Below are 25,079 nucleotides of genomic sequence, written 5' to 3' on the forward strand. Positions count from 1 at the left end.
AGGAGACCCCGTGTCCGCCGCGCCCCGTCCTGCCGCCACCACCCCCGTCCGGGTGCCGGCCGGGACGACGGCCGAGCAGGCGCTCAAGGACGCCGGGATCGCGCTCAAGGGCCCCGACGGCGCGGTCGTCGTCCGGGACGCGGTCACCGGCGAGCTGCGCGACCTGGCCTGGGTGCCCGGCGCCGACGCCGAGGTCGAGCCGGTGCCGGCGGCCAGCCCCGAGGGCCGCGCGGTCATCCGCCACTCGACCGCGCACGTGCTCGCCCAGGCCGTGCAGGACCTGTTCCCGGGCACCCGCCTGGGCATCGGCCCGCCGGTCGAGAACGGCTTCTACTACGACTTCGACCCCGAGAAGCCGTTCACCCCGGAGGACCTGCAGGCGCTGGAGAAGCGCATGCAGCAGATCGTCCGGGCCGGGCAGCGCTTCTCCCGCCGGGAGATCAGCGACGACGACGCCCGCGCCGAGCTGGCGCACGAGCCCTACAAGCTCGAGCTGATCGGCCTCAAGGGCGGCGCCGGCGAGGCGGCCGAGGGCGCCGACGTCGAGGTCGGCGGCGCGCAGCTGACCATGTACGACAACCTCGACGCCCGCACCGGCGACCGGGTGTGGACCGACCTGTGCCGCGGCCCGCACCTGCCGCGCACCAGCGGCATCCCGGCGTTCAGCCTCACCCGGTCGGCGGCCGCCTACTGGCGGGGCAGCGAGAAGAACCCGCAGCTGCAGCGGGTCTACGGCACCGCGTGGGAGAGCCGCGAGGCGCACAAGGCGTACCTGGAGCAGGTGGCCGAGGCCGAGCGCCGCGACCACCGCCGGCTGGGCGCGGAGCTGGACCTGTTCAGCTTCCCCGACGAGATCGGCTCCGGCCTGGCGGTGTTCCACCCGAAGGGCGGCGTCGTCCGGCGGGAGCTGGAGGCCTACAGCCGGCAGCGGCACGAGGAGGGCGGCTACTCCTTCGTCAACACCCCGCACATCACCAAGGGACGCCTGTTCGAGATCTCCGGGCACCTCGACTGGTACGCCGAGGGCATGTACCCGGCGATGCAGCTCGACGAGGAGCGCGACGCCGACGGCACGCTGCGCCGGCAGGGGCAGGACTACTACCTCAAGCCGATGAACTGCCCGATGCACAACCTGGTGTTCGGGTCCCGCGGCCGGTCCTACCGGGAGCTGCCGCTGCGGCTGTTCGAGTTCGGCACCGTCTACCGCTACGAGAAGAGCGGCGTCGTCCACGGCCTCACCCGCGCCCGGGGTTTCACCCAGGACGACGCGCACATCTACTGCACCCCCGAGCAGATGGCCGGGGAGCTGCGCGGCCTGCTCGACTTCGTGCTCGGCCTGCTCGCCGACTACGGCCTGTCCGACTTCCACCTGGAGCTGTCGACCCGCAACCCGGACAAGTCCGTGGGCTCCGACGAGAGCTGGGAGGTGGCCACCGAGGCGCTGCGGCAGGCCGCCCTGGACTCCGGCCTCGAGCTCGTGCCCGACCCGGGCGGCGCGGCGTTCTACGGACCCAAGATCTCCGTGCAGGCCCGCGACGCGATCGGCCGCAGCTGGCAGATGTCGACCATCCAGGTCGACTTCAACCTGCCCGAGCGCTTCGGCCTGGAGTACACCGCCGCCGACGGCTCCCGGCAGCGGCCGGTGATGCTGCACCGCGCGCTGTTCGGCTCGATCGAGCGGTTCTTCGCCGTCCTCACCGAGCACTACGCCGGCGCGTTCCCCGCCTGGCTGGCGCCGGTGCAGGTGGTCGGCATCCCGGTCACCGACGACCAGGTCGGGTACCTCACTGACGTCGCCCTGCAGCTGCGGGCCCGCGGCATCCGCGCCGAGGTCGACGACTCCGACGACCGGATGCAGAAGAAGATCCGCAACGCCAGCAAGCAGAAGGTGCCCTTCGTGCTCATCGCGGGGGCCACCGACGCCGAGGCGGGCGCGGTCTCCTTCCGCTACCGCGACGGCAGCCAGCGCAACGGCGTGCCGGTCGCCGAGGCCGTCGAGGCGGTCGCCGCGTGGGTGGCCGGGCGGCACAACGCCGACCCCACGGCGGACGCGCCCCTGGAACGGCGGTGACCGTCGGCCCGGACGGCTTCACCGTCCCCGTCTCCAGTGACGACGGCGGCCCGGCCACCGTCTTCGAGCACCTGTGGACGCCGTACCGGATGGCCTACATCCGCGGCTCGGGCAAGCCGACCGGTGAGCACGACTGCCCGTTCTGCCTCATCCCGGCGATGCCGGACGAGGACGGGCTGGTGGTGGCGCGCGGGGAGGACGTCTTCGCGGTGCTGAACCTCTACCCCTACAACGCCGGGCACCTCATGGTGGTCCCGTACCGGCACGTGCCCGACTACACCGACCTCACCGACGACGAGGTCGCCGAGCTGGGCGCGTTCACGCAGACGGCGATGCGGGTGGTGCGGCAGGTGACCGGAGCGCACGGCTTCAACATCGGCATGAACCAGGGCTCGGTGGCCGGCGCCGGCATCGCCGACCACCTGCACCAGCACACGGTGCCGCGCTGGGGCGGGGACACCAACTTCATGCCGGTCATCGGGCTGACCCGGGTGCTGCCGCAGGTGCTCGCCGAGACCCGCGCGCTGCTGGCCGCGGCCTGGCCGGCCGCCGTCCGGCCGCGACCGGCGGGGGACTGACCGTGCTGGGGTCGGGCGCCCGGGCGGCCGTCGGCCGGTTCTGGGCGCCGGTGGTGGCCCGGCTGGCCCGGGCCGGGGTCACGCCGGACGCGATCACCGTCACCGGGACGGTCGGCGCCATCGCGGCGTCCGTGGTGCTCATCGCCCACGGCGTCCTGTTCTGGGGCGCGTTCACCGTCACGATCTTCGTACTGCTCGACATGCTCGACGGTGCCCTGGCGCGGGCCCGCGGGGGCGGCTCGGCGTTCGGCGCGGTGCTCGACTCCACCTGCGACCGCGCCGTCGACGCCGCCGTCTTCGGGGCCCTGATCTGGTGGTACACCGGCGCCGGCGGCGACCGGCTGCTGGCGCTGCTGGCCCTCGTCGGCCTGGTCCTCGGCGTGCTGACCAGCTACATCAAGGCCCGCGCCGAGGGCGTGGGGATCCCCTGCGACGTCGGGCTGGTCGAGCGCACCGAGCGGTTGATCCTGGTCCTCACCGGGACCGGCCTCACCGGCCTCGGCCTGCCGTACGCCGTGGACGTGGGCCTGTGGCTGCTCGTGGTGGGCGGCGCGGTCACCGTCGCCCAGCGCGTGGTCGCCGTGCGCCGCGGCGCCCGGGGGACGTCGCTGACGCCGTCGGCCCCCGCCTCGTGAGCGGCCTGCGGGCGCGGGCCGCCGCCCGGCTCACCGACCTGGGCTACGCGGCGGGCTGGCAGGCGGTGCAGCGGCTGCCCGAGCCGGTGGCCCGCGGCGCCTTCGACGCCGCCGGCCGGTACGCCGCCGGCCGCGCGGGCCGCGGCGCCCGCCAGCTGAAGGCGAACCTGCGGGTGGCCACCGGCGGGAAGCTGGCCGAGGACGAGCTCGACGAGCTCACCACCCGGGCGCTGCGCTCCTACGCCCGCTACTGGCAGGAGGCCTTCCGGCTGCCGCGGCTGCCCCGCGAGCGGATCGTGGCCGACACCGTCCACTCCGGCGTCGAGCACTTCGAGCGGGCCCGGGACTCCGGCCGCGGCCTCATCGCCGCCCTGCCGCACAGCGGGAACTGGGACGCCGCGGGCGTGTGGCTCGTCGACTGGCTCGGCGGGCCCTTCGCGACCGTCGCCGAGCGCCTGCAGCCCGAGTCGCTGTTCCGGCGGTTCCTGGAGTACCGGGAGTCCCTCGGCATCCGGGTGCTCCCGCTGACCGGCGGCGAGCGGCCCAGCTCCGCCGTGCTGCGCGAGTGGCTCAGCGGCGGGGGCTTCAGCTGCCTGGTCGTCGACCGCGACCTGGGGCCCGGCGGGGTCCCGGTCGACCTCTTCGGCCGGCCGACGACGATGCCCGCCGGCCCCGCGCTGCTGGCCGCGCAGACCGGTGCCGCCCTGCACCCGGCGATCTGCCGTTTCACCGACCGCGGCTGGGAGTTCGCCATCCGGCCCGAGGTGCCGGTGGGCGGCCCCGGGCGGCTGCGCGACCGGGTCGCCGCGGGCATGCAGGGCGTGGCCGACTCGTTCACCGCCGACCTCGCCGTCCGCCCCGAGGACTGGCACGTGCTGGGCCGGATCTGGGCGGACGTGCCCCCGGACCCGCCGACGGGGGAGCGCCGCTGATGCGCATCGGGCTGGTGTGTCCCTACCAGTGGGACGTCCCCGGGGGCGTCCAGTACCACGTGCGCGACCTCGCCGAGACGCTGCGCGGGCTGGGCCACCACGTCGAGGTGCTCACCCCAGCCGAGCACGAGGAGTCACTCGCCGACCCCTGGATCACCTTCGCCGGGCGGACCGTGCCGATCCCCTACAACGGCTCGATGGCCAGCGTGCAGTTCGGGCCGGTCTCGGCCTCCCGGGTGCGCCGCTGGCTGCGGGAGGGGCACTTCGACGTCGTCCACGTGCACGACCCGGCGCCGCCGTCGATCGGCCTGCTGGTCTGCATGATCGCCACCGGGCCGATCGTGGCCACCTTCCACGCCGCCAGCGTCCGGTCGAAGTGGCTGGCCGCCTGGGGTCCGGTCGTGCGGCCGTGGCTGGAGAAGATCTCCGGCCGGATCGCCGTCTCCGACTTCGCCCGCCGCCTGCAGGTCGAGCACCTCGGCGGCGACGCCGTGATCATCCCCAACGGCGTGCACGTGGACGTGTTCGCCGAGGGACCGACGCTGCCGGGTGCCGCGCGCGGCGTCGACGGGCCGACCGTCGGGTTCCTCGGCCGCTTCGACGAGCCGCGCAAGGGCCTGCCGGTGCTGCTCGAGGCGATGCGTGCCGTCGTCCGCGAGCACCCCGGCGCCCGGCTGCTGGTGGCCGGCCGCGGCGACCCCGACGCGCTGCGCGAGGCGGTGGGGGAGGACCTGCGCGCGCACGTGGCGCTCCTCGGCGAGGTCTCCGAGGCCGACAAGGCCGCCTTCCTGCGCTCGGTGGACGTCTACTGCGCGCCCAACCTGCTCGGCGAGTCCTTCGGCGTGGTCCTCATCGAGGCGATGGCCGCCGGTGCGCCGATCGTGGCCAGCGACCTCGACGCCTTCGCGCGGGTCCTCGCCGACGGCGCGGCCGGGGTGCTCGTCCGCCGCGGCGACAGCGTGGCGCTGGCGCGGGCGCTGTCGGACCTGCTCGCCGACCCCTCCCGGCGCGACGCGCTGTCGGCAGCGGGCCGGGAGGCGGCGGCCGCCTACGACTGGCAGGTGGTCGCCCGCCGGGTGCTCGCCGTCTACGAGACCGTCGTGCTGCCCGGCGCCGGCGCGGTGACCGCCAGCGACGACGAGGCGTGGGCACAGGTGGCCGGGGTGAGCGCCCCCACTGACGGGGTGTTGCCCTCCCTGCTGCGGCGGGTCCGGCGCTAGCGTGACCGGTCGTGACGCCCGACGCCTGGCTGCTGCTCGGCGTCGTCGCGCTGCTGCTGACCGCCTGGACCGCCTGGACGCTCACCCGGCTGCGCCGCCTGGAGGCCCGGGTCGCCCGGGCCCGTGCGGTGCTGGAGGACCGGCTCCGGCAGCGCGCCGCGCTCGCCGAGGACCTGGTGTCGCTGCACGGCGCCGCCCTCGGTGAGGACCGCGCGGGCCGGCTGAAGACCGCCGCGTACGAGGCCCGCGCGACGCCGGCCGGCGACCGGGAGCTGGCGGAGAACGCGCTCGGCCGGGAGTTGCGGGCGCTGCCGGCGGAGGTGCCCGGGGTCCCGCGGGCGCTGCTGGCCGACCTGGCCGAGGCCGAGGCCCGCATGGGGCTGGCCCGGCGCTTCTACAACGACGCCGTGCGCGACACCGCGCTGCTGCGCACGCGGCGGCTGCCCCGGCTGCTGCGGCTGCACGCCGACCGCCCGCTGCCGCGCTTCTTCGACGTCGAGGACGGCCTGGACGCCGTGACCACCGGCGCCGGCGCCTCCGGTTGAGGACATCGGCGCCTCCGGCCGAGGACATCGGCGCCTCCGGCCGAGGACCCCGGCGCCGGTTGCCGCCCGGACGGGCTCCCCGGCCCCGCCGGTAGGATCGACCGGTGCGTCCGGGTGCCGGTGCCGGGCGCCGGGACGAGGGAGGACAGCCGTGAGCGGCCATTCCAAGTGGGCGACGACCAAGCACAAGAAGGCCGGGATCGACGCCAAGCGCGGCAAGCTGTTCGCCAAGCTGATCAAGAACATCGAGGTCGCGGCGCGCACCGGCGGCGGTGACCCGGCGGGCAACCCGACGCTCTACGACGCCATCCAGAAGGCGAAGAAGAGCTCGGTCCCCAACGACAACATCGACCGGGCGGTCAAGCGCGGCGCGGGCCTGGAGGCCGGCGGCGTCGACTACCAGACGATCACCTACGAGGGCTACGCGGCCGGTGGGGTCGCGGTCCTCATCGAGTGCCTGACGGACAACAAGAACCGCTCGGCCATGGAGGTCCGCACCGCCATGACCCGCAACGGCGGGTCGATGGCCGACCCGGGCTCGGTCTCCTACCTCTTCTCCCGGAAGGGCGTCGTGGTCGTGTCCCGGGCCGACGGCGTGGACGAGGACACCGTGCTCATGGCCGTCCTCGACGCCGGCGCCGAGGAGGTCCGCGACCTCGGCGACACCCTCGAGGTGGTCTGCGAGCCGGGCGACCTGGTCGCCGTCCGCACCGCCCTGCAGGACGCCGGCATCGACTACGACTCCGCCGAGGCCGGCTTCGTGCCGAGCGTCTCCGTGGAGCTCGACGCGGACGGCGCCGGCAAGGTGTTCCGTCTCATCGACGCGCTCGAGGACTGCGACGACGTGCAGAACGTCTACGCCAACTACGACGTCCCCGACGAGGTCATGGCCGACGTCGGGTAGGACCGACCCTCCTGACCCGAGCCCCCTCCCTCCCGGCCGCAGCCCGGGCCTGCCGCGTGTTGCGTCGCAGGGCCGTCGTCGGCGACGGTTACGGTGACCGTCGAACAGGCGTTCGGGGAAAGGGGGAGCGGGCATGCGGGTGCTCGGCATCGACCCGGGGCTGACCCGGTGCGGCTGGGGCGTGGTCGACGGCCGGCCCGGCGCGCGCCCGGCCGCCGTGGGCGTCGGCGTGATCCGCAGCTCCGCGGAGCTGGACCTCGAGCTGCGGCTGCTGGAGCTGCACACCCAGGTCACCGCGCTGCTGCGTGAGCACCGGCCCGACGTCGTGGCCATCGAGCGGGTGTTCACCCAGAACAACAAGGGAACCGCCACCGGCACCGCGCAGGCCGCCGGCGTCGCGGCGCTGGCGGCGGCGCAGGCCGACCGCCCGGTCGCCTGGCACACGCCCAGCGAGGTCAAGGCGGCCATCTCCGGCAACGGCCGGGCGGACAAGGAGCAGGTCACCCTCATGGTCACCCGGGTCCTGGGCCTGGCGTCGGCCCCCAAGCCGGCCGACGCCGCCGACGCCCTGGCGCTGGCGGTCTGCCACGTGTGGCGCGGCCCGGCGCAGCAGCGGCTGCGGTCGGCCGCGATCGCCGGCGGCATCGGCGCGCCGGTCGTGCAGCGCACGCTGCCGCGCTGGCAGGGGGTCTCCCGGTGATCGCCTCGGTCAGCGGCCGGGTCGCCGCCGTCTCGCCCGACGGCGCGGTGGTCGAGGTCGGCGGCATCGGGCTGGCGGTGCAGTGCACCCCGGGCACCATCGCCCGGCTCGCCGTCGGGGAGGACGCCCGCCTGGCCACCAGCCTGGTGGTCCGCGAGGACTCCCTCACCCTCTACGGCTTCGCCGACGACGACGAGCGGCAGCTGTTCGAGCTGCTGCAGACCGCCAACGGCGTCGGCCCGCGGCTGGCGCAGGCGGTGCTGGCCATCCACCCGCCGCGGGAGGTCCGGCGCGCGGTCTCGCTGGCCGACGTCAAGGCGCTCATGCAGGTGCCCGGCATCGGCAAGAAGGGCGCCGAGCGGCTGATCCTCGAGCTGCGCGACCGGCTGGGCTCCACGACCACCGACACCCAGCTCGACGGCCCGCCGGCCGCCGGCAGCGCGCCGGTTCCCGCCGTGGCGCCCTGGCGCGACCAGCTGTCCTCCGCGCTGGTCGGGCTCGGCTGGTCCACCCGCGAGGCCGACACCGCGCTCACCGCACTGGCGCCGGTCGCCGACGAGCAGCTCACGAGCACCGGCCGGGTCGACGTCGCGTCGCTGCTGCGCCAGGCGCTGCAGCTGCTGGGCCGGTCATGAGCGCGCCGTTCGACCGGTCGCTGACCGGCGAGCTGGAGTCCGGGGTCAGCCGCGACTTCGGCGTCTCGCCGCAGGCCGGTGACGAGGAGCGGGTCGTCGAGTCGGCGCTGCGGCCACACTCGCTGCACGACTTCATCGGCCAGCCCAAGGTGGCCCGCCAGCTCGCACTGGTGCTCGAGGGCGCCAAGCGCCGGGGCCGGCCGCCGGACCACGTGCTGCTGTCCGGCCCGCCCGGGCTCGGCAAGACCAGCCTCGCGCTCATCATCGGGTCCGAGCTCGGCACCGCGGTGAAGATCACCAGCGGCCCGGCCATCGAGCGCTCCGGCGACCTCGCGGCGATGCTGTCCAACCTCGGCCCCGGCGACGTGCTGTTCATCGACGAGATCCACCGCATCGCCCGCCCGGCCGAGGAACTGCTGTACATGGCGATGGAGGACTTCCGCGTCGACGTCGTCGTCGGCAAGGGACCCGGCGCCACGGCCATCCCGCTGGAGATCAGCCCGTTCACCCTCGTCGGGGCGACCACCCGGGCCGGCCTGCTCACCGGGCCGCTGCGCGACCGGTTCGGCTTCGTCGGGCAGATGGAGTTCTACGAGCCCGCCGAGCTGCAGCAGGTGCTCGCGCGCAGCGCCGCGCTGCTCGGGGTCGAGCTCACCGACGACGGCTCGGCGGAGATCGCCGGCCGCTCCCGGGGGACGCCGCGCATCGCCAACCGGCTGCTGCGCCGGGTCCGCGACTACGCCGAGGTCGAGGGCGACGGCCGGGTCACCCGCGCGGTCGCGCAGGCCGCGCTCGCGCTCTACGACGTCGACGACCTCGGCCTGGACCGGCTGGACCGGGCGGTGCTCGAGGCGCTGGTGCTGCGCTTCTCCGGCGGGCCGGTCGGCGTGTCCACGCTGGCGGTGGCGGTGGGGGAGGAGCCGACCACCGTCGAGGAGGTGTGCGAGCCGTTCCTCGTGCGCGCCGGGCTGCTCGCCCGCACCCCGCGCGGGCGGGTGGCCACCGAGGCGGCCTGGCAGCACCTCGGCCACCCGGTGCCGCGCGGCGGGATCCCCCTCGGTGGTGTCACAGCCGTCCCGCGTGACCCGGGGGCGTCGTCGGAACCGCTCTTCGACGCCTAGACTCATCGCCGCTGGCGCGCAACCCGGCCCTCCCCGGGCCGACCGGTCCCGGCCGCGCGATCCCGTGTCGGCGTGGGCCGGTGCCCGCGCGCCACGGCCGACGTACCCGAGCGGTCCCGACCCGGGCCGCACCGACCGCGTGCACCCCGCGCGGTAGAGAGGCACTCCCGTCGTGGAACTGTTCCCCCTGCTCCTGCTCGCGCTGGCGTTCGTGGCGCTCATCGTGCTCCCGGCGCGGGCGCGCAAGCGCCAGCAGACCCAGACGCAGTCGGCGCTGGCGATCGGCGTTCCGGTCACCATGGCCGGCGGCGTGTACGGCAGCGTGGCCGGCCTGGACGACCCGGCGACCATCCAGGTGCAGATCGCGCCCGGTGTCGTCGTCACCTACGCGCGCCAGGCGGTCATCCAGGTGCGCCCGGCGGCCGGCGAGGTGCCCGGACCGCTCGCGACCGGGGAGACCGTGGTCGACCCCGCCGTGGACGGGCCCTCCGTCCGGGACGACCGTCCCGGTGACGGCCCGTCCGGCAAGACCCTCTGACGGAGGACCCGTGGCCAACCGCGCCCTGCCCGCCCGCCGGTACTTCGGCGCGCTGGTCCTGATCATCGCCGTCATGTACGGCCTGATCTTCTTCACCGGCACCGACCGCACGCCCCAGCTCGGCCTGGACCTGCGCGGCGGGACGACGGTCACGCTCACCGCCCGCACCCCCGACGGGCAGGCGCCGGCGCCCGAGGACCTCGAGCTGGCCCGCCAGATCATCGAGCAGCGGGTCAACGGCATCGGTGTCGCCGAGGCCGAGGTGGTCACCGAGGGCGACGCCAACATCGTCATCTCGGTGCCCGGCGACGACGGTGAGCAGGCCCGCGAGCTCGGCCAGACCGCGCAGCTGCGGTTCCGCCCCGTGGTCACCGGCCCCGAGGCGGCCGCGCCCGCGGAGCCCACCGACGGCGCGACCCCGACGGACCCCGCCGCCCCCACCGACGCCGCCACCGACGCCGCCACCCCGGACGACGACGGCGCGGTGAGCGACCCGGCGCTGGACACCGACCGCCCGGCGGTGACGCAGGAGGAGGCCGCCGCGCAGTACGCGACGCTGACCTGCGAGGCCACGGACACCACCGGCGAGGTGGCCCGTCCCGACGACTTCGTCGCCGCCTGCAGCGAGGACGGCACGTCCAAGTTCCTGCTCGGCCCCACGATCATCGAGGGCACCGACATCGCCGACGCCAGCGCCGGCACGCAGCAGACCACCGGCGAGTGGGTCGTGCTGCTCGACTTCGACTCCGAGGGCCGCACGACGTGGGCGGAGTACACCGCCGCCAACGTCGGCAGCAACGTCGCCTTCACCCTCGACGGCCGGGTGGTCTCCGCGCCCACCATCCAGGGCGCCATCAACGGCCAGACGACGATCACCGGCTCGTTCGACCAGTCCGGGGCCGAGGAGCTGGCCAACCAGCTGCGCTACGGCGCGCTGCCGCTGACCTTCCAGCAGGCGACCGCCCAGTCGATCTCCACCGAGCTCGGTGCCGAGCAGCTGCGGGCCGGCCTCATCGCCGGTGCCATCGGCGTGGCCCTGGTGTTCGTCTACGCGCTGCTCTACTACCGGCTGCTCGGTCTGGTGATGATCGTCAGCCTGCTGCTGTCGGCGGTCGTGGTCTACGCCAGCCTGGTGCTGCTGGGCCGGGAGATCGGCTTCACGCTGAGCCTCGCCGGCATCGCCGGGTTCATCGTGTCCATCGGCATCACGGCGGACTCGTTCGTCGTCTACTTCGAGCGGCTCAAGGACGAGATCCGCGAGGGCCGGACGCTGCGCTCGGCGGTGCCGCGCGCCTGGGTCCGCGCCCGCCGCACGATCCTGTCGGCCGACGCGGTCAGCTTCCTCGCCGCGGCGATCCTGTACTGGCTGGCCATCGGCGACGTGAAGGGCTTCGCGTTCACCCTCGGCCTGTCCACGGTCCTCGACCTCGTCGTCGTCTTCCTCTTCACCCACCCGCTGATGGCCGTGCTCGCCCGGTTCCGCACCTTCGGCACCAGCCGGTTCTCCGGGCTGGGCCGCGTCGACCGGTCCCGCCGGTCGACCGCGCCGTCCGTGCCTCCCGACCGCGAGCTGGTCGGCGCCGGGTCGGGTGCCCGCGCGTCGCAGGACAGGAGCCGGTCATGAGCGACCGCCGCAACGACACCGGGCACGACACCGGGCACGACACCGGGCACGACACCGAGACCCCGGTGCCGGTGGGTACCGAGGCCGACGAGGCGCGCGCGGCCGACGTCGACGCGGTCGACGACGCGGCCGCGGCCGCCGACGACGCCGCGCTCGCCGACGCGGGCCTGCCGGCCGAGGGCGGCTCGCGCGGCCGGCGGCAACGGGCCTCGCTGGCGCACCGGCTCTACAACGGCGAGGCCGGCCTCGACGTCGTCGGCCGGAGCAGGCTGATCTACAAGGTCACCGCGGTGATCGTGCTGATCTGCATCGCCTCGATGGTGTTCCGCGGCTTCAACTTCGGCATCGACTTCGCCGGGGGCAACAGCTTCCGGCTGCCGGGCACCACCGAGCAGCTCGAGCAGGTGCGCGAGGCCGCCACCGACGCCGGGGCCGACGTCGCCTCGGCCCAGGTGGTGGGCGGCGGCGAGATCCTGCTGCGCACCGGCGGGCTGGACAACGACGCCGAGCGGGCCGTCGTCGACGCGGTCGCCCAGGCCGCCGGCGTCGAGACCAACCAGGTCAGCCCCGAGTCGGTGAGCGCCGAGTGGGGTCAGGACATCACCGACCAGGCGCTGATCGCGCTGGTGGTCTTCCTCGTCGCCGTGGTGCTGTTCCTCGCCATCCGGTTCCAGCCGAAGATGGCGGTCGGGGCGATCGTGGCGCTGCTGCACGACCTCGTGGTCACGGCCGGGATCTACTCGCTGATCGGCTTCGAGGTCACGCCGTCCACGGTGATCGGCCTGCTGACCATCCTCGGCTTCTCGCTCTACGACACCGTCGTGGTGTTCGACAAGGTCGACGAGAACACCCGCGGCCTGTCCTCGGGAGCCCGGATGACGTGGGGCGAGGCGGCCAACCTGGCGGTCAACCAGACCCTCATGCGCTCGATCAACACCTCGGTCATCGCGTTGCTGCCGGTGGCCGGGCTGCTGTTCGTCGGTGCCGGCCTGCTCGGCGTCGGCACGCTCAAGGACCTCGCGCTGGTGCTCTTCGTCGGGCTCGCGGCCGGCACCTACTCGTCGATCTTCCTGGCCACGCCGATCGTCGCCGACCTCAAGGAGCGCGAGCCCGAGCAGGTGGCCCTGCGCCGCCGGGTGCTCGCCCGGCGGTCGGCGGCCGCCCGCCAGGGTGCCCGTGCCGCGGCCGGCCCGGTGGCCAGCGCCCGCCGCGCCCGCGGTGCCGCGCGCGGCGGGGTGGCCCTCGCCGAGCGGGACGCCGGGTCGCTGGGTCCCGCGCGGGCCGACGTCGTCGTCGAGTCCCCGTCCTCGGTCGGGCCCGACGCGGGCCGCCCGCACGGCGCCACGGCCGCTCCGCGCCCCGGCGTCCGCCCCCAGCGGCCGGGCGGGGGGAAGCGGCGCCGGTGAGCACGGCCGAGGCGCTGCCGCCCCTCGACGAGGTCATCGCCGGCCTGGCCGTCGACGTCCCGGACTTCCCGGAGCCCGGCGTCGTGTTCCGCGACCTGACGCCGGTGTTCGCCGACGGTCCGGCCTTCCGCCGGATGGTCGAGGGCCTGGCCGCGCCGTCGTTCGTCGACCCGCGGGCGGCGGCGGTGGCGCACACCGACGACGGCCCGTCCGGCGACCCCGGCTTCGACGTCGTCGTCGGCGTGGAGGCCCGCGGCTTCCTGCTGGCCGCCGCCGTCGCGCTGCACTCCGGTGTGGGCGTCGTCCCGGTGCGCAAGGCCGGCAAGCTGCCCCGCGCGCGGATCGCGGCCGACTACGCGCTGGAGTACGGCACCGCCACCATCGAGATGCACACCGACTCGCTGCACCCCGGTCAGCGGGTGCTCCTGGTCGACGACGTCCTCGCCACCGGCGGGACGCTGGCGGCGGCGGTGGCCCTGATCGAGGAGCTCGGCGCGGTGGTGACGGCGGTGTCGGTGGTGATCGAGCTGGCCGCCCTCGGCGGGCGCCAGCGGATCGCCCCGCACGCCGTGCACACCCTCTGGACCACCTGAGGGGGAGCTCTCCCGCCCGGCGGGGGCTCGCGCCGACCCGGCGCGGCTAGCATGGTCAGGGTCGTTCCTCCGCCGTCCACGCAGGAGTCGCCGTGGCCCCCGACGCGCCCGCCACCCGCGTGGCTGCTGCGCGGCCCGAGGGCGCCGCGCCGGAAGTCACCGCCCCGGGGAGCACCGCCCCGGACGGCACCGCCACGCCGCAGGACCAGCGCATCCCGCTGCCGTCCCGACCGCTGGTCCGCCGTCCCGACGACGTCGGCAGCGAGCCGCCGGAGGAGGGCGCTCCGCGCCCGCGCCGCGTCCGCGACCGGCTGGCCCGGCGCATCGTCGCCGGCCAGCGCAGCGAGGTCCGGCCGGTCCTCGAGCCGCTGGCCGCGCTGCACCGGCAGAGCCACCCCAAGGCCGACCTCGCGCTCCTGCAGCGGGCCTACGACGTCGCGGAGGCCGCGCACGCCGCCCAGAAGCGCAAGAGCGGCGACCCCTACATCACCCACCCGCTCGCCGTCGCCACGGTGCTGGCCGGGCTCGGGATGGACACGACCACGCTGGTCGCCGCGCTGCTGCACGACACCGTGGAGGACACCGGCAAGACGCTGGAGGCGATCAGCTCCGACTTCGGCCCCGAGGTCGCCCACCTCGTCGACGGCGTCACGAAGATCGACCGGGTCAAGCTGGGCGACGCCGCCCAGGCCGAGACCATCCGCAAGATGATCGTCGCGATGGCCCGTGACCCGCGGGTGCTGGTCATCAAGCTCGCCGACCGGTTGCACAACATGCGCACGCTGCGCTTCCTCCCGCCGGAGAAGCAGGAGAAGAAGGCGCGCGAGACGCTGGAGATCCTGGCCCCGCTGGCCCACCGCCTGGGCATGAACACGATCAAGTGGGAGCTGGAGGACCTCGCCTTCGCCACGCTCTACCCGAAGCGCTACGACGAGATCGTGCGCCTGGTGGCCGAGCGGGCGCCGTCGCGGGACACCTACCTCGCCGAGGTGACCACGTCGGTCACCGAGCAGCTCAAGGCCGCCAAGATCGAGGCCGTCGTCACCGGCCGGCCCAAGCACTACTACTCGATCTACCAGAAGATGATCGTCCGCGGCCGGGACTTCACCGACATCTGGGACCTCGTCGGCATCCGCATCCTGGTCGACACCGTGCGCGACTGCTACGCCGCGCTGGGCATCATGCACGCGCACTGGCAGCCGGTGCCCGGCCGCTTCAAGGACTTCGTCGCGATGCCGAAGTTCAACATGTACCAGTCGCTGCACACGACGGTGATCGGGCCGCAGGGCAAGCCGGTCGAGCTGCAGATCCGCACGCACGACATGCACCGCACCGCCGAGTACGGCATCGCCGCGCACTGGAAGTACAAGGAGAAGGCGCGGCAGGGCGGCAAGCCCGGCCCCGGCGAGTTCGGCGCCACCAAGGTCGGCTCGCCCGACGACATGCTGTGGCTGCGCCAGCTGCTGGACTGGCAGCGCGAGGCCCAGGAGCCCGGCGAGTTCCTCGAGACCCTGCGCTACGACCTCGGTCCGCAGGAGGTCTTCGTCTTCACGCCCAAGGGCGACGTGGTGAGCCTGCCCGGCGGGGCGACGCCGGTGGACTTCGCCTACGCGGTGCACACCGAGGTCGGCCACCGCTGCATCGGCGCCCGGGTCAACGGCACGCTGGTCAGCCTGGACAGCACGCTGTCCAACGGCGACGTCGTCGAGATCTTCACCTCCCGCTCGCCCACGGCCGGCCCCTCCAAGGACTGGCTGACCTTCGTCGGCTCCTCCCGCGCGCGGACCAAGATCCGCCAGTGGTTCACCAAGGAGCGCCGCGACGACGCGGTCGAGGCCGGCAAGGAGGCCCTCACCCGGGCGATGCGCAAGTCCGGCCTGCCGCTGCAGCGGCTGCTGGGCGGCGAGGCGCTGGTCACGCTGGCCCGGGACCTCCGCCACGCCGACGTCACCGCGCTCTACGCGGCGGTGGGGGAGAACCAGATCTCGGCGACGTCGGTGGTCGAGAAGCTGATCACCGCGCTGGGCGGCGCCGAGGGCGCGGTCGAGGACATCGCCGAGACCGCCATCCCCACCCGCCGCCCGTCGCACCGGCGCGCGGCCAGCGGTGACCCCGGCATCGTCGTGCACGGGATGAGCGACGTCTGGGCCAAGCTCGCCAAGTGCTGCACCCCGGTGCCCGGCGACGACGTGCTGGGCTTCGTCACCCGCGGCGGCGGGGTGAGCGTGCACCGCACCGACTGCACCAACGCCGCCGACCTGCGGCGCAAGAGCGAGCGCCTGGTGGAGGTCGAATGGGCCAGCCAGCCCGGCTCGGTGTTCCTCGTGTCCATCCAGGTCGAGGCGCTCGACCGGCACCGGCTGCTCTCCGACGTCACCAAGGCGCTGGCCGACGAGCGGGTCAACATCCTCTCGGCGTCGGTGCAGACCAGCCGCGACCGGGTGGCGGTCAGCCGGTTCACCTTCGAGCTGGCCGACCCGGCGCACCTGGGCGCGGTGCTGCAGACGGTGCGCAACGTCGAGGGCGTCTTCGACGTCGAGCGCGTCACCGCCTGAGGGCCACCACGGCGTAGAGGGGGTCGCCGCGGCCGGGGCGGGTGCGCAGCGATCCCTCCGGCTCGGTGAAGAGCCCGGTCCGCCGGACGAGCTCGGCGACCAGCGCGCCGTGCTGCTCGTCGGTGGTGGCCAGCCAGCCGTGCACGGCCTTGGTCGGGAAGCAGCGGTCGGAGTAGGTGATCGCCAGCGGCCCGCCCGGCCGCAGCACCCGCCCGGCCTCGGCGAGGACCTCGATCGGCCGGGTCAGGTAGTCGATCGACACGCAGCACACCGCGGCGTCGACGGAACCGTCGGGCAGCGGCAGCGTGGGGTCGGTGTTGAGGTCCCGCACGATCCGCTCGGTGGCCGCGGCGTTGGCGTCCAGCTCCGCGGCGTTCATGCCGAGCACCACCAGCTCGGCCGGCGGCGTGCGGAAGTGCGACACCCACGAGGACATGAGGTCGAGCACCCGGCGGGGGACCGGTGCGGACCCGTCGATGCCGAGCTCGGCGTAGAGGTCGCCGACCGCGGCGACCGCGGCGTCGTCGATGTGGGTGACCAGCCGGGGCGGGCCGTAGAACAGCGCGTCGGGCCCCTCGTCGTCGCGGGCGAAGAACCCCGGTGGGAAACCGGCGTAGGGGTCGGTCACGGCAGCGGGGTCATCGCGGTCACGGTGACCGGGACGGCCGGGGCGCCGCCGCCGGGGGAGGGATCCAGCGAGCCGTCGTTGCCGTTGGCCGCCACGACGTCGAGCACCGCCAGGCCGGCCTCGTCGACGGTCCCGACGACGGTGTAGTCCGGCGGCAGGTCGCTGTCGCCCCACACGAGGAAGAACTGGCTGCCGTCGAGGCCCTGGCCGCTGTTGGCCATCGCGATCGTGCCCCGGGGATAGGTCTCGCTGCCGTCGACCTCGGTGGGGAAGGCGTAGGTGGGCCCGCCGGCGCCGGTGCCGGTGGGGTCGCCGCACTGCAGCACCCGCAGCCCGGCGCTGTCGACCTCGCGGTGGCAGGGGGAGCCGTCGAAGTAGCCCAGGCCGGCCAGGTGGACCATGCTCGCCGCCGCGCACGGGGCGCCGGCCCGGTCGAGGGTGAGCACCAGCTCGCCCAGGCTCGTGGTCATCCGCAGCGCCGCGGTGCCGTCGGCGGGCGCCTCGGCGTCGGGCGGGGCGACCTCCACGGCGTAGGGGTTGCCCGAGCGGGCGGCGACCCACTCGCAGCCCACGGTCGCGCTGCCGCCGTCGTCGCTCCCCGGGGTGTCGCGGGTCCCGCCGGGGACCGGCGACGCCGAGCCGTCCACCGAGCCGGTGCAGGCGGTGAGCGCCAGCAGGGCACCGGCAGCCAGCCCGAGGAGGCCGCCGGCGCCCGCCCGCGCCGGCCTCATGCGACGACGGTCATCGAGGTGATGGTCACCGGGAGGTTGGGCGCGCCGCCGCCGGGGCTGGGCTCGAAGGAGCCGTCGTTGCCGGCCGCCGCGATGGTGTCGAGCACGGCCAGGCCGGCCTCGTCGACGGTGCCGACGGCGGTGTAGTCCGGCGGCAGCTGCGTGTCGACGAAGCACAGGAAGAACTGGCTGCCGGTGGAGCCGGGCTGGCCGCTGTTGGCCATGGCGATCGTCCCGCGCGGGTAGGTCGTCTCCGGCGTGACCTCCTCGGCGAACTTGTAGGTGGGGCCGCCGGAGCCCGAGCCGGTCGGGTCGCCGCACTGGAGCACGCCGAAGGTCGGCTGGTTGACCTCGCGGTGGCAGGGGCTGCCGTCGAAGAACTGCACGGAGGCCAGGTAGGCGAAGCTGGCCGCCGCGCACGGCGCCTGCGTGCGGTCGAGGGTGAGCGGGATGTCGCCCTGGTCGGTCGACATGAGCAGCCCCAGGGTGCCGCTGGCCGGCGTCGAGGCCGCGTCGGGCGGGGTGCCGACGTCGGTCAGGCTCGGGTTGCCGGAGGTGTCGGGCGCGTAGGTGCAGGTGACCGTGCCGTCGGCGTTGGGGACCGCCGGTGCCGCGGTGGCCCCGGTGCCGTCGGTGGCGGGGGCCGAGCTGCTGCTGGCCGCGGCCCGGGCGCTGTCGTCGTCCCCGCCGAGCCCGGCCACGAGGGCCACCGCCCCGGCCACGAGGACGACGGCGACGACGGTCACGACGACGAGCAGGTTGCGGCGGCGCTTGCGGGCCGTCTCGGCGCGCTTCTCGAGCTGTCGCTGCAGGCGGCGCTGGGCGGCGAGACGCTGCTGCTTGTTGGTCGGCACGGGGTCGGGCACTCCTCGGACGGGCGACGTGTTCCGCGGGGCCGGGCCGCGGCCTCCGGCCGCGCTCCGCGGTCAGCCCGCTGGTCGATGCGCGAGTCTAGGTGGCGCGCCTGTGAGCGCCCGGTTGCCGGACCGGAGGGCCCCTGATCACCCGCGTAACCTGCACGGGTGCTCATCCGCTCGTTCCCGGCCGGCGCCTTCGGCACCAACTGCTACGCCGTCGCACCCGGGCGGGGCCAGGAGTGCGTCGTCGTCGACCCGGGCATGGACGCGGTGGAGCCGCTGGCCCGGATGCTCGCCGAGGACGGCCTCAAGCCCGTCGCGGTCGTGCTCACCCACGGCCACCTCGACCACACCTTCTCCGTGCTGCCCGTCTGCGAGGGCTACGACATCCCGGCCTACCTGCACCCCGATGACGCCGGGATGCTGTCGGACCCCGCGCGCTGGCACGGCCCGGCACTCGCGCCGCTCCTCACCGGCCTGCGCCTGCCCGACCCCTCCGAGGTCCGCCGCCTCGACGACGGCGCGGTGCTGTCGCTGGCCGGCGTGGAGCTGACCGTCCGCCACGCCCCCGGGCACACGCAGGGGTCGGTCGTGTTCTCCCTCGACCTCGGGGAGGCGCCCGGCCTGCTCGCCGGCGACGTGCTCTTCGCCGGGTCGGTCGGCCGGGTGGACCTGCCCGGCGGTTCGTGGGAGGCGATGCTCACGTCGCTGCGCGACGTCGTCCTGCCGCTCGACGACGCCACCGTCGTGCTGCCCGGCCACGGCCCGGCGACGACCATCGGCCGCGAGCGGGCCACCAACCCCTACCTCGCCGAGGCCGGCGCGGCCGAACCGCGGGGACGCGGGCTGTGAGCGGGCTGTCCGCCCCCAAGGGGACCTTCGACGTCCTGCCCCCGGACTCGGCGCGGTTCCTCGCCGTCCGCGAGACGCTGACCGCGCCGCTGCGGCGGGCCGGCTACGGCTACGTCGAGACGCCGGTGTTCGAGGAGACCGCGGTGTTCTCCCGCGGCGTCGGGGAGTCCACCGACGTGGTGACGAAGGAGATGTACACCTTCGACGACCGTGGCGGCCGCTCGCTCACGCTGCGCCCCGAGCTCACCGCCGGGCTGATGCGCGCGTTCATCGAGCACCGGCTGCACACCGGCCCCCTGCCGGTGAAGCTGTGGACGGTGGGCTCGGCGTTCCGCTACGAGCGACCGCAGGCCGGCCGCTACCGGCACTTCACCCAGGTCGACATGGAGGCGCTCGGCGTCGACGACCCCGCGCTGGACGCCGAGGTCGTGGCGCTGGGCGTGCAGGGCTTCCACGACCTCGGGCTGACCGACTTCGAGCTGCTGCTGACCTCGCTCGGGGACGCCACCTGCCGGCCGCGGTACCGCGAGCTGCTGGTCGCGTACCTGGACGAGCTGGACCTCGACGACGAGACCCGGCGCAGGGCGGAGATCAACCCGCTGCGGGTGCTCGACGACAAGCGGCCCGAGGTGCAGGCCCAGCTCGACGACGCCCCGCTCATGGTCGACCACCTGTCGGACTCCACCCGGGCGCACTACGACGCCGTCCGCCAGCACCTGACCGACCTCGGCGTGACCTGGACCGAGGCGCCTCGGCTGGTGCGCGGGCTGGACTACTACACGAAGACGACGTTCGAGTTCGTGCACTCCGGCCTCGGCGCGCAGTCGGCGATCGGGGGCGGTGGCCGCTACGACGGGCTGTCGGCGGCGCTGGGCGGACCCGACGTGTCGGGCATCGGCTACGCCGTCGGCGTCGACCGGACGCTGCTGGCGGTGCAGGCCGAGGGGCTCGACGTCACCGCGACCGCCGGGGTGCAGGCGTTCGTCGTCCCGCTGGGGGCCGAGGCCAAGCGGCTGGCCGTCCGGCTGGTGGGGCAGCTGCGCTCGGCCGGGGTGTCCGCGGACACCGTGTACGGCGACCGCGGGCTCAAGGGCGCCATGAAGGCCGCGGACCGGTCGGGGGCGTCGCACGCCCTCGTCGTCGGCGAGCGGGACCTGGCCGACGGCGTCGGCCAGCTGAAGGACCTGCGCACGGGGGAGCAACGCGCCGTCCCCGTGGGTGACCTGTTCGAGGCGCTGAAGGCTGCGGTGAGCATCTGATGGAGACCCGACCCCTCGGACGGACCGGCGCGGACGTGAGCGTCGTCGGCCTGGGCACCTGGCAGCTGGGCGGTGACTGGGGCGACGTCGACGAGGCGACCGCCGGCGACGTCCTGGACGCCGCCCTCGACGCCGGCGTGACGCTGCTCGACACCGCCGACGTCTACGGCGACGGGCGCAGCGAGGAGCGCATCCGCAAGGCGCTGTCCGCCCGCCCGGACCGGCCGTTCGTGGCCACCAAGGCCGGCCGCCGCGCCGACCCGTTCGAGGCCGCGCAGTACACGCCGGAGAACCTCCGGGCGTGGGTCGACCGGTCGCGGCGCAACCTCGGCGTCGAGACCCTCGACCTGGTGCAGCTGCACTGCCCGCCGACCGCCGTCTACTCCGACGAGCGGGTGTACGACGCGCTGGACTCCCTCGTCGCCGACGGGGCGATCGCGGCCTACGGCGTCTCGGTGGAGACCGTCGCCGAGGGCCTGACCGCGCTGGAGCACCCGGGCGTGCAGACGGTCCAGGTGATCCTCAACGTCTTCCGGCGCAAGCCGCTGGAGGAGCTGCTGCCGGCCGCGGCCGCGCGCGGCGTCGGGATCCTGGCGCGGGTGCCCCTGGCCAGCGGCCTGCTGTCCGGGCGGTACACCGAGTCGACGACGTTCGGCGCCGACGACCACCGGAACTTCAACCGCAACGGCGAGGCCTTCGACGTCGGCGAGACCTTCGCCGGCGTGCCCTACGACGTCGGCGTGGCGGCGGCCCGGGAGTTCACCGCGATCTGCGGCGACCGGACCCCGGCCCAGGTCGCGCTGCGCTGGGTCGTCCAGCAGCCCGGCGTCACCTGCGTCATCCCCGGCGCGCGCTCGGTGGAGCAGGCACGCTCCAACGCCGCCGCGGCCGACCTCCCGCCGCTGACCGACACCGAGCTCGCCGACCTCGAGCGGCTCTACGACGAGCGCATCCGGCCGCACGTGCACCACCGCTGGTGACGACCCCCTCCCCCCGAAAGGCCCTCTAGTGCTCCGCACCCACGACGCCGGGACGCTGCGCGCCTCCGACGCCGGTTCGACCGTCACCCTCGCCGGCTGGGTGGCCCGCCGGCGCGACCACGGCGGCGTCGTCTTCGTCGACCTCCGTGACGCCTCGGGCTACGTCCAGGTGGTCGTCCGCGAGGAGGAGGCGCACGCCCTCCGCAACGAGTTCTGCGTGCTGGTCACCGGTGAGGTGCGCCGGCGCCCGGCCGGCAACGAGAACCCGGACCTGCCCACCGGTGAGGTCGAGGTGGCCGCCACCGAGCTGCGGGTGCTGTCGTCGTCGGCGCCGCTGCCGTTCCCGATCGAGACCGACCAGGCCGCCTCCGACGACGTCCGCTACAAGTACCGCTACCTCGACCTGCGGCGGCAGGGCCCGGCCCGGATCCTGCGGCTGCGCAGCGAGGTCAACCGGATCGCCCGCGGCGTCATGGCCCGGAACGGCTTCACCGAGGTGGAGACGCCCGACCTCACCCGCTCCACCCCCGAGGGCGCGCGCGACTTCGTGGTGCCGGTGCGGCTGCAGCCGGGCAAGTGGTACGCGCTGCCGCAGTCCCCGCAGCTGTTCAAGCAGTTGCTGATGATCGGCGGGCTGGAGCGCTACTACCAGATCGCCCGCTGCTTCCGGGACGAGGACTTCCGCGCCGACCGGCAGCCGGAGTTCACCCAGCTGGACTTCGAGATGAGCTTCGTCGGGCGCGACGACGTCCTGGCCGTGGTCGAGGACGTCGTCCGTGCGCTGTGGGCGGAGCTCGCCGCCCACGAGGTGGGGGAGATCCCGCGGATGACCTACCGCGAGGCCATGGACCGGTTCGGCTCGGACAAGCCCGACCTGCGCTTCGGCATCGAGCTCACCGAGCTGACCTCCTTCTTCGCCGACACCCCGTTCCGGGTGTTCCAGGCGCCGTACGTGGGCGCGGTGGTCATGCCCGGCGGCGGGTCGCAGCCGCGGCGGGCGTTCGACGCCTGGCAGGACTGGGCCCGCTCCCGCGGCTACCGCGGCCTGGCCTACGTGACGGTCGCCGAGGACGGCACGCTCGGCGGCCCGGTGGCCAAGAACGTCTCCGACGCCGAGCGCGCCGGGCTGGTCGAGGCCGTCGGCGCCGCGCCGGGGGACTGCGTGTTCTTCGCCGCCGGCGCGCGCCGCTCCTCGCAGGAGCTGCTCGGCGCCGCCCGCAACGAGATCGCCAAGCGGCTGGGGCTCATCGAGCCGGGCAGCTGGTCGTTCCTGTTCGTCGTCGACTTCCCGATGTTCGAGGAGACCGAGGACGGCGACTGGACCTTCATGCACCACCCGTTCACCTCGCCCACCCCGGAGTGGCGCGAGGGTTTCGCCGAGGACAAGGCCAACGCGCTGTCCGACGCCTACGACCTGGTCGTCAACGGCAACGAGCTGGCCAGCGGCTCGGTCCGGATCGCCGACCCGGACCTGCAGGAGCGGGTGTTCGAGACACTCGGGATGTCGCGCGAGGAGGCCCGCGAGCGGTTCGGGTTCTTCCTCGAGGCCTTCGCGTACGGCCCGCCGCCGCACGCCGGCGCCGCGCTGGGCTGGGACCGGCTGACCGCGCTGCTGGCCGGCGTCGACTCCATCCGCGAGGTCATCGCCTTCCCGAAGACCGGTGCCGGCTACGACCCGCTGACCGGCGCCCCGACGCCGATCAGCGACGCCCAGCGCACGGAGGCCGGCATCGACGCCGTCGCCGAGGAGCCGGCGCTGCCCGGCCCGCCCGGTGCCCCGGGGCCGACCGACCCGACGGCCTGACTCAGTCGGCCACCTCGCGTGGCCAGACGACGGCGAAGCGCTCGAAGACCACCTCGAGGTCGTCGTCCCACCGGCCACCGCGGGCGGCGAGGGTGCGGGTGAAGTAGCGCAGGTGGCCGGCGAGCCAGCTCGCCCGGGTGCGGTCGCCCTCGCCCTCGTCCCGGGCGAAGGCGTCGTCGACGCTGTCGAGGCGGCCCACCCGCAGCTCGGTGCTGCGCAGGACCGCGCGGGGCCGGCCCTCGCCGTCGCAGGCGATCCAGTGCCCGCCGATGCGGGGGAGCGGCTCGCCCTCGTGGGCGAAGTCGGCGACCAGGCCGGCGGTGGCCCGCTTGGTGCCGGCGAGCACGAGGGCGAGCAGCTCCTCGGCGAGCGGGCGGCTGTCGCCGAAGCGCTCGACGGGTGGCTCGTCCCCGGGCGGGCCGCCCGGCGGGAGGGTGGCGGCGTACTCGCGCCACATCGCGGCGGCCTCGTCGCGGCGCAGGGGTGCCGGTGCGTCGTCGGTGCTCATGGGCCCATCCTCGCCGGGTCTGGCGGCGGACCCGCCCGGGGCGGGAGACTGCGCGCGCACGGAGGAGGTCTGCCATGCGCGTGCTGGTCGCGGCCATGCCCTTCGCCGGCCACGCCGCCCCCATGGCCGCGCTGGCCCGCGAGCTGACCGGCCGCGGCCACGAGGTGGTCGCCTACACCGGCCGCCGGTACGCCGACCGGTTCACCGCCGTCGGTGCGTCCTGGCACCCGTGGGAGCAGGCCCCCGACTTCGACGACGCCGACCTGCGCGCCACCTTCCCGCAGGTCGGGGACGGCCGCGGGATCAGGGCGGTGGCCGCCAACCTGGAGCACGTCTTCCTGCGCACCGGCGCCGGGCAGGCCCGGGACATCGAGGCCGCCGGGCCGGTGGACCTGCTGGTCAGCGACCAGCTGGCGATCGGCAGCAGCCTGGTCGCCGACCGGCGGGGGACCCCGTGGGCGTCGGTGTCGCTGGTGCCGCTGTCGATGCCGTCGCGGGACCTGCCGCCGTTCGGGACGGGGCTGCTGCCGGGGCGGACGCGGGTGGGCCGGGCGCGCGACGCCGCGCTGCGGGCCGTGGTGGCGCGGACGCTCGTGCGCCGGCTCGACGCCGCCCTGACCGCGGCCCGGGCCGAGGTCGGCCTGCCGCCGGCGCGGTCCTCGGCGCTGGAGGCGTTCGCCTCGCCGCAGCTGGTCCTCGCGCACGGCGTCCCCGAGCTGGAGCACCCGCGCCGCGACCTGCCGCCGCAGGTGCACTTCGTGGGCCAGCTCGCGCCGCCGCCGGCCGGCCGGGAGCCGCCGCCCTGGTGGCCGGAGCTGCTGGCCGCCGGCCGGCCGCTGGTGCACGTCACCCAGGGCACCTATGACGTCGACCTGGGCGACCTGCTGCTCCCGGCGCTGCGCGGGCTGGCCGACGCCGACGTCGTCGTGGCGGCGGCGACCGGGTCCGGTCCCCTGCCGGCCGACGCCGTGCCCGCGAACGCCCGGCAGGCGCAGTTCCTGCCCTACGACGTGCTGCTGCCGCGGGCCGGGGTGGTGGTGACCAACGGCGGGTGGGGCGGGGTGCTGGCCGCGCTGGGGGCCGGGGTGCCGCTGGTGGTGGCCGGCGGCACGCTCGACAAGCCCGAGATCGCCCGGCGGGTGGCCCGGTCCGGTGCCGGCGTCGACCTGCGGACCGGGCGGCCCTCGCCGCGCCGGGTGGCCGAGGCCGTCGCCGAGGTGCTCGCCGACCCCGGCTACCGGGACCGGGCGGGCGCGGTGGCCGCGTCGCTGGCCCGGCACGGCGGCACCCCGGCCGCCGTCGACCTCATGGAACGGCTGGTCGGGGACGGAGGGCCGGTGCCGCGCGCGGAGGCCGACCCGTGGGGTGTCGGGGGAGCGGTGACCCGGAGCCGGTCCTAGGGT

24 protein-coding genes are annotated in these 25,079 nt (G+C 75.1%); 20 read left to right on the top strand and 4 right to left on the bottom strand.

The genetic code is table 11. From position 1 onward, the window contains the following. Nucleotides 1-10: 10 nt before the first annotated feature. The 15 genes from thrS to HLV61_RS09135 all read left to right on the top strand — a co-directional run bounded on the left by thrS (nt 11) and on the right by HLV61_RS09135 (nt 16,057). Entirely contained in the window at nt 11-2,071 is a 2,061-nt protein-coding gene (gene thrS / locus HLV61_RS09065) for a threonine--tRNA ligase (protein ID WP_369254475.1), read from the top strand. Next, nucleotides 2,068-2,649 (top strand): HIT family protein, encoded by a 582-nt coding sequence (locus HLV61_RS09070; protein ID WP_369254477.1) that lies wholly within the window; start codon nt 2,068-2,070, stop codon nt 2,647-2,649. The genes thrS and HLV61_RS09070 overlap by 4 nt, the downstream gene beginning before the upstream one ends. Nucleotides 2,650-2,651: 2 nt before the next feature. Then, a complete protein-coding gene (gene pgsA, locus HLV61_RS09075; RefSeq protein WP_369254479.1) occupies nt 2,652-3,284 on the top strand; it encodes a phosphatidylinositol phosphate synthase in 633 nt (210 codons plus the stop codon). Then, on the top strand, nt 3,281-4,216 hold the full coding sequence (locus HLV61_RS09080) for a phosphatidylinositol mannoside acyltransferase (protein WP_369254481.1): 936 nt from the start codon (nt 3,281-3,283) through the stop codon (nt 4,214-4,216). The genes pgsA and HLV61_RS09080 overlap by 4 nt, the downstream gene beginning before the upstream one ends. Further along, the gene (locus HLV61_RS09085; RefSeq protein ID WP_369254483.1) at nt 4,216-5,436 is read left to right on the top strand and encodes a glycosyltransferase family 4 protein; all 1,221 of its coding nucleotides are present in this window, start codon (nt 4,216-4,218) and stop codon (nt 5,434-5,436) included. The genes HLV61_RS09080 and HLV61_RS09085 overlap by 1 nt, the downstream gene beginning before the upstream one ends. A gap of 11 nt (nt 5,437-5,447) precedes the next feature. Further along, entirely contained in the window at nt 5,448-5,981 is a 534-nt protein-coding gene (locus HLV61_RS09090; protein ID WP_369254485.1) for a hypothetical protein, read from the top strand. A gap of 151 nt (nt 5,982-6,132) precedes the next feature. Further along, nucleotides 6,133-6,885, top strand: coding sequence for a YebC/PmpR family DNA-binding transcriptional regulator (locus HLV61_RS09095; protein ID WP_369254487.1), 753 nt, complete (start codon nt 6,133-6,135; stop codon nt 6,883-6,885). A gap of 133 nt (nt 6,886-7,018) precedes the next feature. Further along, complete coding sequence (gene ruvC / locus HLV61_RS09100; RefSeq protein WP_369254489.1) at nt 7,019-7,585, top strand: crossover junction endodeoxyribonuclease RuvC; 567 nt, start codon at nt 7,019-7,021, stop codon at nt 7,583-7,585. Further along, nucleotides 7,582-8,220, top strand: coding sequence for a Holliday junction branch migration protein RuvA (gene ruvA / locus HLV61_RS09105; protein ID WP_369254491.1), 639 nt, complete (start codon nt 7,582-7,584; stop codon nt 8,218-8,220). The genes ruvC and ruvA overlap by 4 nt, the downstream gene beginning before the upstream one ends. Beyond that, nucleotides 8,217-9,341: a Holliday junction branch migration DNA helicase RuvB gene (ruvB, locus tag HLV61_RS09110; RefSeq protein ID WP_369254493.1), complete on the top strand. Its 1,125-nt coding sequence runs from the start codon at nt 8,217-8,219 to the stop codon at nt 9,339-9,341. Before ruvA ends, ruvB begins: the two co-directional genes overlap by 4 nt. A gap of 172 nt (nt 9,342-9,513) precedes the next feature. Next, nucleotides 9,514-9,879, top strand: coding sequence for a preprotein translocase subunit YajC (locus HLV61_RS09115; RefSeq protein WP_369254495.1), 366 nt, complete (start codon nt 9,514-9,516; stop codon nt 9,877-9,879). Between the two features lie 10 nt (nt 9,880-9,889). After that, entirely contained in the window at nt 9,890-11,503 is a 1,614-nt protein-coding gene (gene secD / locus HLV61_RS09120) for a protein translocase subunit SecD (protein WP_369254497.1), read from the top strand. Next, nucleotides 11,500-12,909: a protein translocase subunit SecF gene (gene secF / locus HLV61_RS09125; RefSeq protein WP_369254499.1), complete on the top strand. Its 1,410-nt coding sequence runs from the start codon at nt 11,500-11,502 to the stop codon at nt 12,907-12,909. The genes secD and secF overlap by 4 nt, the downstream gene beginning before the upstream one ends. Continuing rightward, on the top strand, nt 12,906-13,502 hold the full coding sequence (locus tag HLV61_RS09130; RefSeq protein WP_369254501.1) for an adenine phosphoribosyltransferase: 597 nt from the start codon (nt 12,906-12,908) through the stop codon (nt 13,500-13,502). The genes secF and HLV61_RS09130 overlap by 4 nt, the downstream gene beginning before the upstream one ends. Nucleotides 13,503-13,594: 92 nt before the next feature. After that, a complete protein-coding gene (locus tag HLV61_RS09135; RefSeq protein WP_369254503.1) occupies nt 13,595-16,057 on the top strand; it encodes a RelA/SpoT family protein in 2,463 nt (820 codons plus the stop codon). Here the strand turns inward: HLV61_RS09135 and HLV61_RS09140 are convergent. From HLV61_RS09140 to HLV61_RS09150, 3 genes are read right to left on the bottom strand one after another with little or no spacing between them, the layout of a single operon-like run. After that, nucleotides 16,047-16,685 carry a class I SAM-dependent methyltransferase gene (locus HLV61_RS09140; RefSeq protein ID WP_369254505.1) on the bottom strand — a complete coding sequence of 213 codons (639 nt, stop codon included), beginning with the start codon at nt 16,683-16,685 and terminating at the stop codon, nt 16,047-16,049. The genes HLV61_RS09135 and HLV61_RS09140 overlap by 11 nt on opposite strands. After that, the gene (locus HLV61_RS09145; protein ID WP_369254507.1) at nt 16,682-17,416 is read right to left on the bottom strand and encodes a peptidylprolyl isomerase; all 735 of its coding nucleotides are present in this window, start codon (nt 17,414-17,416) and stop codon (nt 16,682-16,684) included. The genes HLV61_RS09140 and HLV61_RS09145 overlap by 4 nt, the downstream gene beginning before the upstream one ends. Then, complete coding sequence (locus HLV61_RS09150; RefSeq protein WP_369254509.1) at nt 17,413-18,270, bottom strand: peptidylprolyl isomerase; 858 nt, start codon at nt 18,268-18,270, stop codon at nt 17,413-17,415. The genes HLV61_RS09145 and HLV61_RS09150 overlap by 4 nt, the downstream gene beginning before the upstream one ends. A gap of 168 nt (nt 18,271-18,438) precedes the next feature. Between HLV61_RS09150 and HLV61_RS09155 the strand changes: the two genes are divergently transcribed. The 4 genes from HLV61_RS09155 to aspS are packed head-to-tail and all read left to right on the top strand — an operon-like array spanning nt 18,439 to nt 23,168. Next, complete coding sequence (locus tag HLV61_RS09155) at nt 18,439-19,125, top strand: MBL fold metallo-hydrolase (protein WP_369254511.1); 687 nt, start codon at nt 18,439-18,441, stop codon at nt 19,123-19,125. After that, complete coding sequence (gene hisS, locus HLV61_RS09160; protein WP_369254513.1) at nt 19,122-20,384, top strand: histidine--tRNA ligase; 1,263 nt, start codon at nt 19,122-19,124, stop codon at nt 20,382-20,384. The genes HLV61_RS09155 and hisS overlap by 4 nt, the downstream gene beginning before the upstream one ends. Continuing rightward, entirely contained in the window at nt 20,384-21,364 is a 981-nt protein-coding gene (locus HLV61_RS09165; RefSeq protein WP_369254515.1) for an aldo/keto reductase, read from the top strand. Before hisS ends, HLV61_RS09165 begins: the two co-directional genes overlap by 1 nt. Nucleotides 21,365-21,392: 28 nt before the next feature. After that, nucleotides 21,393-23,168, top strand: coding sequence for an aspartate--tRNA ligase (gene aspS / locus HLV61_RS09170; RefSeq protein ID WP_369254517.1), 1,776 nt, complete (start codon nt 21,393-21,395; stop codon nt 23,166-23,168). A 1-nt stretch (nt 23,169) separates the two neighbouring features. On the opposite strand, the gene HLV61_RS09175 is transcribed toward aspS, so the two are convergent. After that, nucleotides 23,170-23,676: an ASCH domain-containing protein gene (locus HLV61_RS09175; RefSeq protein WP_369254519.1), complete on the bottom strand. Its 507-nt coding sequence runs from the start codon at nt 23,674-23,676 to the stop codon at nt 23,170-23,172. A 74-nt stretch (nt 23,677-23,750) separates the two neighbouring features. Between HLV61_RS09175 and HLV61_RS09180 the strand changes: the two genes are divergently transcribed. Then, complete coding sequence (locus HLV61_RS09180) at nt 23,751-25,076, top strand: glycosyltransferase (RefSeq protein ID WP_369254521.1); 1,326 nt, start codon at nt 23,751-23,753, stop codon at nt 25,074-25,076. The last annotated feature ends 3 nt before the right edge of the window (nt 25,077-25,079 follow it).

Origin of the sequence: Geodermatophilus amargosae (assembly GCF_041028265.1) — a bacterium.
Taxonomy (GTDB): domain Bacteria; phylum Actinomycetota; class Actinomycetes; order Mycobacteriales; family Geodermatophilaceae; genus Geodermatophilus; species Geodermatophilus amargosae_A.

Excerpts from the sequence above, each read along its gene's own strand:
- HLV61_RS09165 (WP_369254515.1), top strand. The coding sequence starts at position 20,384 with ATGGAGACCCGACCCCTCGGACGGACCGGCGCGGACGTGAGCGTCGTC.
- secF (WP_369254499.1), top strand. The coding sequence starts at position 11,500 with ATGAGCGACCGCCGCAACGACACCGGGCACGACACCGGGCACGACACC.
- ruvC (WP_369254489.1), top strand. The coding sequence starts at position 7,019 with ATGCGGGTGCTCGGCATCGACCCGGGGCTGACCCGGTGCGGCTGGGGC.
- HLV61_RS09180 (WP_369254521.1), top strand. The coding sequence starts at position 23,751 with ATGCGCGTGCTGGTCGCGGCCATGCCCTTCGCCGGCCACGCCGCCCCC.
- HLV61_RS09085 (WP_369254483.1), top strand. The coding sequence starts at position 4,216 with ATGCGCATCGGGCTGGTGTGTCCCTACCAGTGGGACGTCCCCGGGGGC.
- HLV61_RS09175 (WP_369254519.1), bottom strand. The coding sequence starts at position 23,676 with ATGAGCACCGACGACGCACCGGCACCCCTGCGCCGCGACGAGGCCGCC.
- ruvB (WP_369254493.1), top strand. The coding sequence starts at position 8,217 with ATGAGCGCGCCGTTCGACCGGTCGCTGACCGGCGAGCTGGAGTCCGGG.
- HLV61_RS09145 (WP_369254507.1), bottom strand. The coding sequence starts at position 17,416 with ATGAGGCCGGCGCGGGCGGGCGCCGGCGGCCTCCTCGGGCTGGCTGCC.